Annotated in this window: 15 protein-coding genes; 14 read left to right on the top strand and 1 reads right to left on the bottom strand. The window is 52.2% G+C overall.

Annotated features, from left to right (window positions below; all coding sequences use genetic code 11):
• Nucleotides 1-31: 31 nt before the first annotated feature.
• Nucleotides 32-1,570 (bottom strand): apolipoprotein N-acyltransferase, encoded by a 1,539-nt coding sequence (lnt, locus tag N3G78_02720; protein MCX8116831.1) that lies wholly within the window; start codon nucleotides 1,568-1,570, stop codon nucleotides 32-34.
• 81 nt (nucleotides 1,571-1,651) lie between these two features.
• Between lnt and N3G78_02715 the strand changes: the two genes are divergently transcribed.
• The 14 genes from N3G78_02715 to N3G78_02650 form a co-directional block, all read left to right on the top strand.
• On the top strand, nucleotides 1,652-2,329 hold the full coding sequence (locus N3G78_02715; protein MCX8116830.1) for a response regulator: 678 nt from the start codon (nucleotides 1,652-1,654) through the stop codon (nucleotides 2,327-2,329).
• Nucleotides 2,307-3,731 carry a HAMP domain-containing histidine kinase gene (locus N3G78_02710; GenBank protein ID MCX8116829.1) on the top strand — a complete coding sequence of 475 codons (1,425 nt, stop codon included), beginning with the start codon at nucleotides 2,307-2,309 and terminating at the stop codon, nucleotides 3,729-3,731. Before N3G78_02715 ends, N3G78_02710 begins: the two co-directional genes overlap by 23 nt.
• 95 nt (nucleotides 3,732-3,826) lie before the next feature.
• Nucleotides 3,827-5,194: a glycosyltransferase family 39 protein gene (locus N3G78_02705; protein ID MCX8116828.1), complete on the top strand. Its 1,368-nt coding sequence runs from the start codon at nucleotides 3,827-3,829 to the stop codon at nucleotides 5,192-5,194.
• Between the two features lie 5 nt (nucleotides 5,195-5,199).
• Nucleotides 5,200-6,807 carry a glycosyltransferase family 39 protein gene (locus tag N3G78_02700; GenBank protein ID MCX8116827.1) on the top strand — a complete coding sequence of 536 codons (1,608 nt, stop codon included), beginning with the start codon at nucleotides 5,200-5,202 and terminating at the stop codon, nucleotides 6,805-6,807.
• A gap of 83 nt (nucleotides 6,808-6,890) precedes the next feature.
• Nucleotides 6,891-7,910: a metallophosphoesterase gene (locus N3G78_02695; protein MCX8116826.1), complete on the top strand. Its 1,020-nt coding sequence runs from the start codon at nucleotides 6,891-6,893 to the stop codon at nucleotides 7,908-7,910.
• A 104-nt stretch (nucleotides 7,911-8,014) separates the two neighbouring features.
• Nucleotides 8,015-9,709 (top strand): glycosyltransferase family 39 protein, encoded by a 1,695-nt coding sequence (locus N3G78_02690; GenBank protein ID MCX8116825.1) that lies wholly within the window; start codon nucleotides 8,015-8,017, stop codon nucleotides 9,707-9,709.
• A gap of 131 nt (nucleotides 9,710-9,840) precedes the next feature.
• A complete protein-coding gene (locus N3G78_02685; protein MCX8116824.1) occupies nucleotides 9,841-10,566 on the top strand; it encodes a glycosyltransferase family 2 protein in 726 nt (241 codons plus the stop codon).
• Between the two features lie 77 nt (nucleotides 10,567-10,643).
• Entirely contained in the window at nucleotides 10,644-10,949 is a 306-nt protein-coding gene (locus N3G78_02680; GenBank protein ID MCX8116823.1) for a lipid-A-disaccharide synthase N-terminal domain-containing protein, read from the top strand.
• Nucleotides 10,946-11,482: an isoprenylcysteine carboxylmethyltransferase family protein gene (locus tag N3G78_02675; protein MCX8116822.1), complete on the top strand. Its 537-nt coding sequence runs from the start codon at nucleotides 10,946-10,948 to the stop codon at nucleotides 11,480-11,482. The genes N3G78_02680 and N3G78_02675 overlap by 4 nt, the downstream gene beginning before the upstream one ends.
• A gap of 30 nt (nucleotides 11,483-11,512) precedes the next feature.
• On the top strand, nucleotides 11,513-12,124 hold the full coding sequence (locus N3G78_02670) for a hypothetical protein (GenBank protein ID MCX8116821.1): 612 nt from the start codon (nucleotides 11,513-11,515) through the stop codon (nucleotides 12,122-12,124).
• Between the two features lie 35 nt (nucleotides 12,125-12,159).
• Nucleotides 12,160-12,900 carry a 3-oxoacyl-ACP reductase FabG gene (gene fabG / locus N3G78_02665; protein ID MCX8116820.1) on the top strand — a complete coding sequence of 247 codons (741 nt, stop codon included), beginning with the start codon at nucleotides 12,160-12,162 and terminating at the stop codon, nucleotides 12,898-12,900.
• Between the two features lie 44 nt (nucleotides 12,901-12,944).
• Nucleotides 12,945-14,309 carry a hypothetical protein gene (locus tag N3G78_02660; protein MCX8116819.1) on the top strand — a complete coding sequence of 455 codons (1,365 nt, stop codon included), beginning with the start codon at nucleotides 12,945-12,947 and terminating at the stop codon, nucleotides 14,307-14,309.
• Between the two features lie 220 nt (nucleotides 14,310-14,529).
• Nucleotides 14,530-14,808, top strand: a complete 279-nt coding sequence (locus N3G78_02655; GenBank protein ID MCX8116818.1) for an IBR domain-containing protein — start codon at nucleotides 14,530-14,532, stop codon at nucleotides 14,806-14,808.
• On the top strand, nucleotides 14,795-15,107 hold a 313-nt coding region (locus N3G78_02650), incomplete at its 3' end, for an aldehyde ferredoxin oxidoreductase (protein MCX8116817.1). The genes N3G78_02655 and N3G78_02650, both read left to right, overlap by 14 nt.

Raw genomic sequence — 15,107 nt, 5'->3', positions numbered from 1 at the left:
CATCGCGATCCTCCTCGCCATGACACCACCTTCATGTCGTTTGGATGAATTCCCTCTTCTTTCTCTGAAGCAAGGCATAGCCCAATAGGGCGATGGAGAGGCCGGAGCAGGTCCAGGCGAAGACATCGCCATAGAGCGTGTAAAACGTTTTTTCTTTTGATAGGCCGATGGTTCCGTTCAACGCCTCTTCCGTAAAAAGGCCTCCCTGTTTGTAAATTCTTCCCACGGGATCGATGAAGGCGCTGATCCCGGTATTGGCCGATCGAGCGATGAAGACGCGATTCTCGATCGCCCTGAACACGGCGATGGTGAGATGTTGATAGGGTGCGGAGGTCCTGCCGAACCAGGCGTCGTTGGTGATGGTGACCAGGAAGTTGGCCCCCTCTTTCACGAATCTCCGACAGAGGTCCGGAAAGATGATCTCGAAGCAGATCACCACGCCAAACTTGCCCGCGGGGAGAGAGAAGTTGACGATCTCTTTGCCCGGTTTAAAATCTCCGATTCCTTCTCCCAGCGAGCCCAAGGAGAGATATTCCCCAAAAGGGACGTATTCGCCGTAGGGGACAAGGTGGATCTTATCATATTTCCCTTTGAGCTCACCCAGAGGGGAGAGGAGCAAGGCGCTGTTGTAATGATGGATCTTTCCGCGTTCGATCCGGTAGGAAGGGGTCCCGAAGAGGAGATAGGCATCGGTCTTCTTCGGGATATCGAGGACGATCGGCTGAAACTCTTTGGCATCCTGGAAGAAGAAAGGCGTGGCTGTCTCGGGCCAGATGATGAGGTCGGGTCTCTTCTCGGCCACCTTGAAGGAGAGTCGCTCGTAGATCTTCAGGGTCTCTTTTTGGAAGGCTTCGTCCCATTTGATGGACTGGTCGATGTTTCCCTGGACCAGCCCGATTTTGAGGGGAGGATTTTGAAGGGCCTGCCGGTCCACTTCGGCCATTCTGAAATACCCATAGAACAGGCTTCCCAGGAGGAGGAGCGTCGTGGTCACCACCTCCCGGAGAGGGAAAGACTTCTGAGGCCACCTCTGGAGCACGGAAATGAGGGTGGTGTTGACCAGGAGGATGAGGAAGGAGGGGCCATAAATCCCTGTAAGATCCGCCATCTGGATGAAGGGAAGGTTGATATACTGAGAATAGGCGATGCTTGCCCAAGGGAAACCGGTGAGCAAAAAAGAACGGAGATATTCGAGGGAAATCCAAAGAAGAGGGCCCAAAAGGATGGTCTGCAATTCGAGGCGGGTCTGGATTAAACGGTACAGATATGCAAACGCCCCGATGAAAAGACTGAGGTAGCCTACCAGAAGTAAAAGGATCAGAATGCTCAAGAGGAGCGGGACATTTCCGTAATTATGGACCGCCACAATGATCCAGTAAAGGATTCCGAGGAAAGAGACGACGCCTGTCAAGAATCCGAGCTTAAAACTCTTCCACGGGCGCTTCCCTTCGATCGCAAAAAAGAGAGGAACCAGAGCAAACCAGGCTAAAAACTCGAGATCGACTCTTGGGAAGGAGAGGAAAAGGAGAACCCCCGAAAGGAAGGCGAATAAATAATCTTTTTTTCTCATCCGTCTCATCTTAAATAATAACGCCTTGTTTTTCAAGGAAGATTTGATTCCTTACCGGAATTTGTTAAAATGAATTTTGGCATGAAAATATTGTGCATTGAAGATGACAAGGGAATTGCAAGGTTCATCAAAAAGGGGCTGCTGGAGCATTCCTTTTCTGTAGATGTGGCCTATGACGGAGCAGAGGGGTTGCGTTTAGCGCTTCGACAGATCTATGATCTCATCATCCTCGATATTCTTCTCCCTCAAAAAGATGGAAGAGAAGTCTTAAAAGAATTGAGAAAAAGGGGAGATCCGGTCCCCGTTATCTTTTTAACGGCAAAGGATAGAGAGACCGATATTGTCCAGGGCTTGGATTTAGGGGCCGATGATTACCTGGTTAAACCCTTCTCCTTCAACGAACTTCTGGCAAGGATCCGGGCGATCTTGAGAAGAGAGAAGAAAGGGGAGTATCCCCACCGATTGCAGGTGGCCAATCTCGTCTTGGAACCCGAAGGCCACCGGGTGTACCGCGACAAGGTGAGGATCGAACTCACTCCCAAAGAGTATGCCCTTCTCGAATTGTTGATGAGGCACCCGGGGGAGGTGATCACGCGGACGATGATCGCAGAGAAGATTTTTGATTACCATTTTGATACCTCGACCAATATCATCGAGGTCCACGTCTCTAACCTGAGAAATAAAATCGACAAGGATTTCAAGCCAAAATTGCTTCACACCGTCAAAGGAGTGGGATATGTCCTTGAGGATCGGGGGTAAATGGTACAGGAGGACCGACTTCAAATTGACCCTCTGGTACATCTTTACCTTTACCACGTCCACCCTGGTCATTTTTGGATTCCTCTATTTTCGATTGAGACATCAACTCATTAAAGAGATCGACCAGTTTCTTCTGGACGAGACAAGGGTAATGGAACGGGTGTTGTCCCGTACCCCCCAGGAATCCTTTTTTTTGATGACCTTTGAAGATGAAGTGCTGGGGAGGAAGTATTATCCCTTCTTTTTCCAAATTTTGGACCGAGAGGGAACCCCTCTCTACACCTCGGAGGGCTTCCGAGCGCTCGGATATGCTGTCTCTGAAACGGTGTTGACCAACGCCAAAAACGGTAAGGAAACCCGGGAGAGATTCATTTCTTCGAAGCGACGAACCCCTTATCGTATCATCAGTACTCCGGTTTACCAAAACGGGACGTTCCATCAGATCATTCAAATCGGAACGCATCTTCATTTCGCAAGAAAGAATTTAGTTCAGTTCAGAAACAGCATCTTCATAGGCCTTCTCACCGTATTGGTCCTCGGAACGGTTGGAGGGTGGGTCTTGGCCCGAAGATCGCTTTCTCCCATCCGGTATATCACTTCAAAGACGCAGACCATCACCTCAAAAAACTTGGGCGAGAGGCTGGGGACGCGGGGGACGGGGGACGAGATCGACGAACTCATCCATACCATCAATGAGATGATTGCCCGTTTGGATTCTTCCTTTAAACAGAGGGCTGAATTCATCGCGGATGTCTCCCATGAGCTGAAAACGCCCCTCTGCGCCCTGAAAGGGGAAGCCGAGGTCCTGCTTTCTGGGAGGAGAAGCCTCGAGGAATATCAGGAGGCCATGGTCCATTTTTTGGAAGAATTCGAGAAGATGAACCGGATGATCAATGACCTGATCCTCCTTTCCAAATTCGATTCCAACCAGGCGGAATTGCATTTCATGCTCCTTTCGTTGGATTCCCTCTTGAGCGAGCTCGTGCATCTTTTCAGGGTCCTCGCCGAGCAGAAAAATATTGAGCTTCTCGCGGGCCCCTTTCCCCAAGTGACGGTGGCGGGGGATAAGACTCGACTTCAACAGCTCTTTACCAATCTGATCGACAACGCCATTAAGTATACCCAAAAGGGACGGATTCGGATCACCATGGAAAAAAATGAGGAGGTGGTCAGGGTAAAAGTCGAGGACACCGGCATCGGAATCCCCAAGGAGGAACAAGCCCACATCTTTAAACGTTTTTATCGGGTGGACAAATCGCGCTCGAAGGAGACGGGCGGGGTTGGATTGGGACTCAGCATTGCTGAAAAGATTGCTCATGCCCATCGCGGAAAGATCGAAGTGGAAAGCCAATTGGGTCAAGGGACTACCTTCACCGTCTATTTACCCATCTTTAAACCCTGAATCTACCCCCTTAAGAAATCTTAATGTTTCTTTAACCTCCCCTTAATTTTTCCGGTTTACAATTGAATAGGTCCACAAAAAAGGAGTTGCCTGGGATGAAGGGCCTTCGGGTTCCATTCCTCGCCTTTCTCGGGGGAAGCCTATTCTTCCTCTTCTTTAATCTCTGGGGGAGAAGTCTCGAAAATCATGATTACCTCCGCTATGCCGAGGTGGCCAAGGAGATGATCCGATCAGGAGATTGGGTGGTCCCCCGGTTGAATGGAGAGATCTTTCTTCATAAACCTCCTCTCCTGTTCTGGCTCATTGCCATTCCCTCGAAGCTTTACGGCGAGGTCACTCCATTTTTAGCGAGGCTCCCCTCTGCCCTATTTGCCTGGATCGGGGTCCTCGTCGTCTATTTCTGGGGTCGAACGCTCTGGAAGGGGGAGCGATACGGCTTGATTTCCGCAGGCGTCCTCCTCTCCTCTTACCTCTATTTCTGGCAGGGGAGGATCGCCAGAACAGACATGGTCTTCTCGGTACTGATTCTGCTTTCCCTTTACTTTTTTTATTTAGCCTATCCAGGGAGGAAGATTGGCCTCCACGGGCTTTCCTTTTTCTTCATGGGGTTGGCGGGATTGACGAAAGGGCCGGTTGGCATCCTCTTTCCTTTATCCCTCATGATCCTCTTCCTCATGACCCGACGTGAACTGAGGCTCCTCCTTCGAAAAGAGTTCCTCATAGGATATTTGGGGGTGGTCTTCCTTTTTGGTCTCTGGCTGGTCCCCTTCCTTCACCATGTGGGATGGGATGAGGCCCTAAGGGTCTGGCGAGAGACGAAGATCCTCACCCGGAAGGCTCCCTTCTATCTTTACGGATACCGGGTCTGGCTCGATTTTGCTCCTTGGTCCATCTTTCTGCCCTCTCTTGTTCTTTACTACTGGAAAAAGGAGAGAAACCCCGATGAAACATTTCTCATCCTCTGGTTTTTGGGCCTTTTCTCCCTTCTCACCTTATTTCCCGTAAGAGCTCCCAAATATTTGCTTCCCGCCCTTCCGGCACTGGCTCTCTTGATGGGAGGGTTCTGGAGAACCCGCGCCCCCATCTTATTAGGGGTGATCTCCCTTGCCGCAATCGTCACCTGGCATGGGTATGAGTTGAAGTTGATTCAGGGGAATGAAAAACGCTCCCGGGGAATGGTCATTGAAAAGGCGTTGAGGCCTTACCGAAAGGAGAACCTGTTCGCCTACCAGATGGACGTAGATCTTCTCACCAAAATAAATTTTTATGGAGATCCGATCGTTCCCCAAGTGAAGGGCATCGAAGGGCTAATCCAGGCAACAGCGGGGAAGAAGGAGGCCTTTGTGATTACCCCGCAAAAGGTTGCGGAGGGGTTGATCGAAGTAGGATTTCGGATAACTCCAATTAAATTCATTGAAAATAAAGGGATGAACTTTTTATTAGTCAAGATCCACCCGTCCTGAACGTCATGGATTCAAATTCAAGAAAGATCTTTCTCTCCCTTCTGTTATCTGCAGGATTCCTGCTCTTTTTCTTCAACCTCGGCGGCCGGGACCTCTGGGATCCGGATGAGACCCGGTATGCGCTCGTGGCCCGAGAGATGAGGGAGGGGGGAAATTGGATCCTCCCCCACCTCAACGGCGCCCTCTATGCGGAGAAGCCCCCTCTCTTTTTCTGGCTGGTTAACCTTTCGGTCTTCTTTTTAGGGGAAGATTCCGAGTTTTCAAACCGCCTCCCCTCCGCGCTGGCCGGGTTGATGACCCTTGTCGTCACCTTTTTAATGGGAGAGAGGCTTTTTAATACCCGGGCAGGTTTTTTGTCCGGTTTGGTGCTGGCTTCCTGTTTTTTATTCCCACACCTATCCCGTTGGATGATGTTGGACTCCCTTTTTACGCTTCTCTTTCTTCTCTCCCTTTTCTTTTTATATCGGGGTTTCGAAAATGAGGAAAGGCGGCCGAAGGATTATCTCTTCGCAGGTTTTTTCACAGGGGTGGGAGTCCTCACGAAAGGACCAGCCATATACCTTTCTTTTCCCATCCTTTTCTCCTATGCCCTGATTCGAAAAAGGGCGGAGAAGGCATGGAACCGTGACTTATTCTCCGGTTTTATCCTTTCTGTCGCCGTCGTGTCCCTCTGGCTCCTTCCGGCCTGCTGGATCGGAGGAGATCCTTATCGGGAGAGAATCCTATTCGAACAAAATCTTGGAAGGCTGGCCGGTTCTGGGAGACATTTCCATCCCCAACCGATTTATTTCTATTTGAGTCGATTTCCCCTCGAATTCCTACCCTGGAGCCTTTTTTTGCCGGGGGCCTTTCTATGGGGTTTACGGGAGGGAGGGCCCGAAAGAAAAGCCTCGTTGTTTTTAATCGTCTGGTTCGCGATCGTGTTCCTCTTCTTCACTTTTTCGAAAGGAAAGAAAGACAATTATATCCTCCCCCTTTATCCTGCCGCCGCTCTGATGGTGGGGGCCCTGTGGGATGGGGGGTTGGGCTCAAGGGAAAGGGACAAAAAATTCCTCCTCCCCCTGGTCTTTTTGGGCTCATTTTCCCTTCTGGGATTTGCCGGGCTTGTATGTGGAATTCCTGACCGGTTTTTCCCGGCCTTGAGGGCCTACCATTCCGTGGGGTTATTGATCGGTTTTTACTTAGGGCTTGGGTTGGTCCTCTCCACCTTTTTCTCATTCAAGAGGAAGATGCGGGCTTCTTTCGTCTGTCTCCTTGCGACCTTCTCCTTTCTGCACCTTCACCTCTCTCATACCCTTCCGGAGAGGCTCAACGAACAGAGGTCCATGAAGGCCTTTTCAGGGAGGGTTCTCAAAAGAATGGAACCAGGAGATGAATTAAAGGTCTGTTTCTTTCGCCCCGCGGGGCTGATTTATTATACCCGGATTCCCTTCGTGGAAGAGATCCGGGATCAGCGGCGGTTCCAAGAAGTCTTTGAGTCCCCAGGGAGGGTCTTCATGGTGATCCAGAGGAAGGATCTCGATCAACTTCAAAAAGATCTAAAAAGAGAAATCCTCCCGATCGAAGAGGAAAGGGTATGGCACTGGGACCTCGTGCTCCTGTCCAATCGATGAGGTTAGCGGTGGAAAAGAAACGGGTTTTTATCTGGGTTATTTCCCTGCTCCTTTCTTTATGCCTCGCTTATCTTTGGTGGAGGGTGATCGGATATCTCCAAGATTACCTGAACCTCCCCCCTCGACCTCTGGTGGGAAACTGGCCCTCCAACGTCTCTGCCTTAAAGGAAGAAGGGTTTCCTTTCTCCTTCCTGGTCATCGGTGACACCAGTGGGAGTGCGACAAGCGAGACTTTGATCGAAAAGGCCCTCAAGAAAGATCATCCCTCCTTCCTGGTGATCTTGGGAGATTTCGTTAAAAAACCCGACCTCTGGAACCACCGCTTCTTTCTCACGGAAATGACCGCCGAGATCGCCCCACCCTTTCCGGTCTTTCTGGTGGCTGGAAATCATGATATCGACTATACCGGTTCTAATATCCGGAGAAAGGACCGGGGGGTCACCCCGGAGATTTATGAATCCCTTTATGGCGAAAGGAATTTTGATTTCATCTTTAACGACTGCCTCTTTATCATCTGCGGGGTGGATGTGAAATCGCCCCACCTCTTTTTAGCCCACCTTCGCAAGACATTGCTTCTGAAGGGCAGAGGGAGAGAGCATATTTTCGTTTTTATTCACTACCCGCCAAAAGGGTTGGCGGATCACATCGAAGGGAGCCTGCCCGTTCCAAGGGAGGAAGAATTCCTCGGCCTTTTGGAGGAATACAAAGTGACGGCCTGCTTCTTCGGGGATTACCACGGCCATTGGAGGGGCCAGAAAGGGGGGGTTAATTTGATCGTTTCGGGCGGGGGAGGACGCCTGAAGCCGTCCCAGCCGGAATGGGGCAAGTTTCACCACATCCTAAAGATCACCGTGGAGCCCAAAAAGATCGTTGAGGAGGTGATCACGGCTCCCCAACAGTTCGGGCTGGAGGATAGATTTGAAGAGTGGGTCTTTACCAACATTTTCCCTTCCCTCGGAACCTCGCTCAAAGTCTATTACCTGATCTTCATTGGTTTGATAGTCGTTGCCGGAGGCTTTCTCCTCCAGCTTAACAGATCCCTCCGAATCTTTCCAAAGCGTCTATCTTCGCAAAAGGAAAACCTTTCGGAAAATCACCCATGACCCCTTTTCTCTCCCTTTAAGTTAGGGGAGAACGGGAGTGGTTAAAGTTGAAATCATAAGGTTGCTGGTTTAAGATAGGTTAGTTTTTTGAACACAGGGATAAAATGGGTTCCCGATTGTTCCATTTACCGAATCGTCCCTCAGGGCAGGTGGGCCTTCTCCTTGCCCTTTGTTTTGTCCTCTTTTTTGTCAACCTCGGGCAGTGGGACCTCTGGAATCCGGATGAACCCCGCTATGCCCAGGTGGCAAGGGAGATGGTCCACAGAGGAGACTGGATTCTGATGCATTTTAACGGAGAAAGGTACGGGGACAAGCCTCCGCTCTTTTTCTGGTTGATTGCCCTTTCGTCTTTTCTCTGGAACGGCTTTACCTCTTTCTCAGTAAGGTTTCCTTCTGCCTTTTTTGCGACGCTAACGGTCCTCCTTACTTTTCTCCTCGGAAGGAGGTTATTTTCGACCCGAACCGGCTTCATCTCCGGACTCGTCCTTGCCACGAGCCTCGAGTTTGCCTATCTTGCAACAAGAGCCAACATCGATGCGACCCTGACCTTTTTTACGACGGCGGCGTTCTTCTGTTTCGTCAAGTGGCATTGGGAGATGACCCCTCCCTCACAGGGAGAGAGAGGGGATCCTATGGGCCCCTCCTTTCGACAAAACCAAAGAGAAGGGGAGGGCTCCCTTCTCATATTTGGTTTCTATATAGCCATGGCGTTGGCGACCCTAACGAAGGGGCCTGTGGGATTCATTCTTCCCCTCCTGGTGAGCCTCGCCTATCTTGCGGTCCGGCGAGATTGGGATGGCATCAAAAGGATGAGGCTCCTTCCTGGAATGATCTTGTTTCTTCTCATTGTTTTCGCTTGGTATGGCCCTGCCCTCTTAAAAGGAGGGAAAGAGTATTTTAACGAAACGATCCTGCTTCACACGGTGGACCGTTTTGCGAAGGGGTCGAGCCACATCCGCCCCTTCTACTATTACCTCTACAACTTTCCGGCCGATTTTTTGCCCTGGATCTTCTTTCTGCCAGGCGCGCTCGCCCACGGCCTCTCGACCAGGAAGGAGGGACTAAAGCGGGAGTTCCTCTTCCTCCTGGTCTGGTTCGCGGTCATCTTCCTCTTTTTCTCCCTTTCAAAGGGAAAAAGGGGACTTTACCTCCTCCCCCTATTCCCAGCGGTTTCCCTGATGGTGGGCAAGTTTTGGGAAGATTATATTTCAGGATCGGTGAGAAACCTCCATCCCCGTTGGTTTACCATTCCTTTCCATATCCTTCTGGGACTTCTTCTCGGATTGGGGGTGGGTGTCCTCTACGTCGTGTCAACGAAATTCGATTCTTACCTTTACCACAGCCTTCCGGTCGGGTTCCTTTTCATTGGGGGAAGCCTCGCCCTTTTCCTCCTTTGTCGCTTTGGAAAACGACTGGCCCTCCTTTTGCTCATCGTCGGGATCATGGGAGGGACGATCTTCTACACCCAGAGCGTCATCTTCCCCGCCCTCAATCCCTTTAAATCGGCCCGGTTCATTTCCGAGGAGGTCACCTCGAGGATTCGACCCGGTGAGAAGCTGGCCGTCTATGGGATTCCGGTCATCGCACCCTATAGTTATTACACGGGGATCGTACCCATCTTGGAGCTTCATAAGAGGGAAGATCTCCTCCGCCTGTTTCAATCCACCGAAAGGGTCTTCTGCCTTTTGAAATATAGGGAGTTCGCCCAGATGCAGGGGAAGGAGGGGATGCCGGAGATGAAGGTGATCGCCCGAAGGAAGGTCGGAGGCGACGATGTCGTTCTGGTGTCGAACAGGTAATTTTAAAGCAAAAACGAGAGCATAGGGGGACCGATCACCCATTCTCCAACGAAAAGGATGGTTTTACAAGGGTTTTGAAGATGATTTCAGGCTGGATGATTTACCTCTGATGGGAGCATAAGGCAAGAAAGATGAATCCTCCTTCCGTCCTTGAACTCTCCGTGGTGGTTCCCGTATTTAATGAGGAGGAGAACCTTCCCCTCCTCATCCCGAGATTGTCAAAGGTTTTAAATTCCCTCGGCTTGGGTTACGAGATGATCTTCGTGGATGATGGAAGTTCTGACCGAAGCCGGGAGGTTCTGAAGGAGATGGTCTCTCTCTATCCTGGCCTCCGTATCATCGGCCTGAAGAAGAACCGAGGGTTGAGCACGGCCTTGCTCGTCGGGATGAGAGAGGCGAAGGGTCGGACGATCGTCACCCTCGACTCCGATCTTCAGAACGATCCCGAAGATATCCCGAAGCTGTTAGGTTATCTGGACCGTTACGACATGGCGACAGGATGGCGGCAGAAGAGGGACGACCCCTGGCTGAAAAGGGTCTCTTCCAAGATCGCCAACCGGGTCCGCAATTGGCTGAGCGACGAACAGATCCACGACAGCGCCTGCACCCTCCGGGCTTTCAAGAGGGAGTGCCTCGCGGAGATTCCGACCTTCAACGGGATGCACCGGTTTCTTTCGACGCTGGTGAAGATGGGGGGACATCGAGTGATCGAGGTGCCGGTTGCTCACCATCCCAGGAGGTTCGGACAGTCGAAGTATAATATCCGTAACCGGGCCGTGCGCGCCTTCGTGGACCTCTTGGGGGTGAGGTGGCTGAAGAGCCGTCGCATCCAGTACGAGATTGAAGAGAGGATATGAGGATGGAACATCTCCCAATCGTTGGTTTCGCTGCCGATTTTCTCAGGGATCTCTCGGCGAGATATCCCCGATTCAAATTGGACTTTTGGCTCCTCTTCGGATTCTTCGGACAGGCCATGTTCACGATGCGTTTCCTCGTTCAGTGGATCGCCTCCGAGAGAAGGAAAGAGAGCGTCATCCCGATCTCCTTCTGGTATTTCAGTCTGGCGGGAGGACTGATCGTTCTCGCCTACGCCATTCATCGGATGGACCCTGTTTTCATCCTGGCCTACCTTCCGGGGAATTTCATCTATTTCAGGAACCTCTGGTTCATCTACAAGAAGAAGGCCAAAGAGGGAACCGGTGGAACGGAAAGGGCTTTAACGAAAGGGGATCGGGAATGAACAGGAAGGTTCGGAGAATTCCGCTATTCCTCGGGGCGATTCTGCTCGTGGTCTTCGCCAGACCCAATCCCGTAGGGATTGGGGTGGGCCTTGTCCTCATCGCATTGGGCGAGTCGATCCGGATCTGGGCCGCCGGACACCTGCAAAAGAACGAGGTGTTGACGGTGAGCGGCCCTTATTCTTATGTAAAGAACCCCCTCTATATCGGCTCGATCCTGATCACGGCCGGTTTTTGCATCTTGGCCGATAATATCTACCTTCTTGCCGCTGCGATGTTTATGTTCTGCTTCCATTACATCCCTTATAAGAAAAGGGTCGAGGGGGAACGGCTGAAGAGAATCTTTGGCCGGTCCTATGAGGAGTACGACGAGAAGGTCCCCGACTATCTCCCCCGATGGAGGCCCTACTCTAAGGAGAAGGTTCCCTGGCGATTCAAGAATTTTATCGAGAACAGCGAAGAGGGGATTCTGTTGCTCGTCCTCGGCGGGGTCCTTTTGATCTTGACCAGGCCCTTCTGGGAAACGGTCTTTTAGACCGATCCTTTTGGATCGCCCTCTTTAGAGATGACGCGAGAAGAGATCGAAAAGAATTCCATCTGCCTGGTGAAGGGGCGTTTCGGGAAGCCAGACCTCCACCAAGTTGTGGTGAAGGGTCAGACCTTCGTGGTCAAAGATGTGAAGAGTCGGGGATTCTTCCTTCGCTGGACCCTCGGCCTCTGGTTGATCGAAAAGGAGTGGAAAATTTACCAACGTCTCAAGGGGTTGGAGGGCATTCCCCAGCCGATTGAACGGATCGATCGCTTTGCCTTTGCCATGGAGTATATTCCCGGGAAGGCCATCGGTCGGGGCGAGAGGCTTTCACCTTCTTTTTTCTGGCGATTGGAAAGGATTTTGAGAGAAGTCCATGCGAGGGGCGTCGTCCATTTAGACCTCCGACACAAGGGCAACATCCTCGTCTCCGATGAGGGAAAGCCCTTCTTGATCGATTTTAACAGCAGTTTTTCATTCGACAAGGGAGGGTGGCTCGGGCGCCTTCTCTTTCCTTTCCTCCAATTGGTCGATTATGGAGGGTTGTTGAAATTGAAAGAGAGGGCGTCTCCCTCTTTTTTGACACCGGAAGAGGCCGCCTTTCTCAAACGATTCAACCGATGGCGAAGGCTGTGGATTTTTAATTAAATCTATTCCGATTCACAATCATTCAGGAGGAACGAATGAGGTTGAAAGAGAAGATAGCCATTGTGACGGGTGCAGGGCAGGGGATCGGGAAGGCCATTGCCCTGAAGATGGCCCAGGAGGGGGCGGATGTGGTCGTTGCGGAATGGAACCGCGAAACGGGCGAAGAGACCCGGAGGGAAATCGAGAGATTAGGAAGAAAAGGACTTTTCTTTGCCGTGGATGTGGCTGATCGGAAACAGGTCGACCAGATGGTTCGGGAGATCCTCTCGACCTTCGGGAGAGTCGATATCCTGGTCAATAATGCCGGGTTCGATCGTCCGGGAAGCCTTTTGAAAACGAAGGAGGAGGACTGGCAGGCCGTCTTCGGCGTCCACTTGACCGGGACTTTGAACTGCATTCAGGCGGTAGCCCCCCATATGATGGAGAGGGGGTATGGAAAGATCATCAACATCTCCTCTGTCTGGGGCAAGCGAGGAGCGGTCTCGGAGATCAGCTACAGCACGGCCAAGGCTGGGATCCTCGGGCTGACCAAGAGTGTGGCCAGGGAGCTGGGCAAATATCAGATCAATGTGAACGCTGTCTTGCCCGGTTTCATTTTGACCCCCACGGTTTCGAAGATGGCCGAGAAGTATCAGAAGATGATCATCGACCAGACGCCGATGAGGCGAGCAGGACAACCCGAAGAGGTCGCCAACGTCGTCGCCTTTCTGGCTTCGGACGAGGCCAGTTTCATGACCGGTGCCGAAGTGGAGGTCTCCGGCGGCTGGAACATGTAGCCTAAACAGAGTCGATTATTCCTCCTCACGAGATCCTAAAGGCCATGATCATCCTCTCCCATCACACCGGCCAACCCTATGGACTCCTTGGGCCCCAACTGGCGGCCACCTACTTTCAGAAAAAACTATCCATTGAATCCATCGTGGTCGGCCTCGGACGCTCATTCTCCAAGGAAGGCCTATTCCGTTTCCTCTCTGACCATTATCGGGGGAGGGAAAAGATCATCGCTTTCTCCCACCTGTGTGGACGGAAAGATCTGATCGCATTGATGAAGGACCTTAAACGCCTGGGATTCCTGATCCTTCTGGCCGGGCCCCAGGCCCCCGAGGATTACTTGGGCGAGCCTGACAGTGACCTGCACCCGGGCCGATTCAAGGGGCTGCACTCCTTGGTTGATCTCTGCTACCACGGACCCGTAGAGGGCTTTCCGGCAGAACTCTTCCGATCGGGCCGGGGGATTTTTAAGGCGCCCTGGACCCCCTCCCTTTTCCTCGAGGTCGATTGGTCGAATCTCTTTACCTTCTCCGCCGACCTTAAAGAACACCCTGTCCAAATCGGTCAGGTATTGCAGGGCATCGGTTGTCCCTACGGCCAAAAAGTTCAAAGACTCCTCCTCCCCCCTCCGGTGGAGATCCGGGACCGATTCAGGGAGCCGATCGAGGTGACGAGCCGCGGGTGCACCTTCTGCGATGTGGCCCGGGACAAAGGGTTCCAGGGGACCCTCGCGCTCAATCAGGTGATCCACCAAATCCAGGGCCTGCCCGAAAAAGGCGGGAGAAAGATCCCTTTTGAACTGATCGACGAGTATCCCCTCCGCTCCCTCGGCCTCCTTTTAAAAGAGGCGGCCCGTCAGTCCCTCGCCCTTTCGCAAATCCACCTCGTTTGCAGGGTCGATGATATCAATGCCCATGCCGAGGATCTTCCGGGCCTCCTTCAGTTGGCCCAGGAAGGGGACGTGAAACTCCTCTTCGCCTCCATCGGATTCGAGTCGTTCTCCGATCGACTTTTGAGATATTTCGGCAAGGGGATCACGTTTTCGGACATCGTAAAAGGGGTTCAAACCCTCCGACGCCTCAAGGACCGATTCCCGGATCATCTCCTCTATCGGAGAGACGAAGGGGCGAACCACGGCTTTATCCGGCCCACGCCCTGGGATGAGGGAGAGATTTTGCAGGAGATCGACCGGAACATCTTCCTCCACCGATTCTACGAGGACATCCTTCCGGACCACAGCACCCCCCTCATCATCCACCACGCCTCTTCCTTGGGAGACTGGATCCGGGAGATCGAAAAGAGGACGGATATTCGATTTAGTCGGGAAGGGACCTGGATCGAGTGGTGGAACCCCACCCCCCTTTTAGACTCCTCGCGATCCCGGGAGGAACTCTCCGCAATCGACCCTCCCTGAAGGAGGCCCGGGACGGGGGAGGGGCGCCTCTTTGTTCACTATCGTGAACTTTTTTTAGGTTCCGAAAATTTGGCTTGACAAAAATTTTATAATGGTTTAAGAATCTCATATATTGGCAGGTTGGCGTCATGGAGCGGTGGGTTCACTATTGTGAACTTTAAACCTGGGGAAACAGGAGGTCTTCCGGTTTCCCTTCCATTTTCCGAGAAAGGGGGTTGCCATGGAGGAGAAGGAAGGACTTTCAACAGCCGAGAGCCTACGAAAGACCAGGACCTATGGAATGGTGAGATGCCACAATCCCAGCTGCATGGGGAGGCTTCAACCCGCGCCCGGTGCGAAGACCGTGAAGTGCCCCACCTGTGGGAGTGAATTCCGGGTGGCCTGGGTAAAAGAGGGTTTTCCCCGCATCCGAGGGCCTGTCTGGGACGTGAACAAACGGCTCGCAGAGGAAGCATTCGAAAGAAAGATGAAGGAGGAGAAGAAAGATGGCCTTGGATAGAAAGATCGCTTATATCGACCTCACCACGGGTAAGATTGACATCAGGCCGATTCCCATTGAGATACGCCGGAAGTTTCTCGGGGGAAGGGGCCTCGATGCCTACCTGCTTTACAACCACACCGAGAAGAACGTCGATCCCTTAGGTCCCAAAAACACCCTCATCGTGAGCGGCGGGCTGCTCACCGCCACCCTGGCCTCCGCCACCTCCAGATGCCATGTGATGGCCAAGTCTCCATTGGGAGGGATGTTAGGCAGCTGTAACATGGGCGGGTTCTTCACGCCCGAGCTGGCCTGGGCAG

This window comes from Thermodesulfobacteriota bacterium (genome assembly GCA_026415035.1).
Classification (GTDB): domain Bacteria; phylum Desulfobacterota; class BSN033; order BSN033; family UBA1163; genus RBG-16-49-23.
This window is presented reverse-complemented; position numbering and strand designations above follow the sequence as displayed.

Coding starts and splice junctions, on each gene's coding strand:
- lnt (MCX8116831.1), bottom strand. CDS start 1,570: ATGAGAAAAAAAGATTATTTATTCGCCTTCCTTTCGGGGGTTCTCCTT.
- N3G78_02715 (MCX8116830.1), top strand. CDS start 1,652: ATGAAAATATTGTGCATTGAAGATGACAAGGGAATTGCAAGGTTCATC.
- N3G78_02710 (MCX8116829.1), top strand. CDS start 2,307: ATGTCCTTGAGGATCGGGGGTAAATGGTACAGGAGGACCGACTTCAAA.
- N3G78_02705 (MCX8116828.1), top strand. CDS start 3,827: ATGAAGGGCCTTCGGGTTCCATTCCTCGCCTTTCTCGGGGGAAGCCTA.
- N3G78_02700 (MCX8116827.1), top strand. CDS start 5,200: ATGGATTCAAATTCAAGAAAGATCTTTCTCTCCCTTCTGTTATCTGCA.
- N3G78_02690 (MCX8116825.1), top strand. CDS start 8,015: ATGGGTTCCCGATTGTTCCATTTACCGAATCGTCCCTCAGGGCAGGTG.
- N3G78_02685 (MCX8116824.1), top strand. CDS start 9,841: ATGAATCCTCCTTCCGTCCTTGAACTCTCCGTGGTGGTTCCCGTATTT.
- N3G78_02675 (MCX8116822.1), top strand. CDS start 10,946: ATGAACAGGAAGGTTCGGAGAATTCCGCTATTCCTCGGGGCGATTCTG.
- N3G78_02670 (MCX8116821.1), top strand. CDS start 11,513: ATGACGCGAGAAGAGATCGAAAAGAATTCCATCTGCCTGGTGAAGGGG.
- fabG (MCX8116820.1), top strand. CDS start 12,160: ATGAGGTTGAAAGAGAAGATAGCCATTGTGACGGGTGCAGGGCAGGGG.
- N3G78_02660 (MCX8116819.1), top strand. CDS start 12,945: ATGATCATCCTCTCCCATCACACCGGCCAACCCTATGGACTCCTTGGG.
- N3G78_02655 (MCX8116818.1), top strand. CDS start 14,530: ATGGAGGAGAAGGAAGGACTTTCAACAGCCGAGAGCCTACGAAAGACC.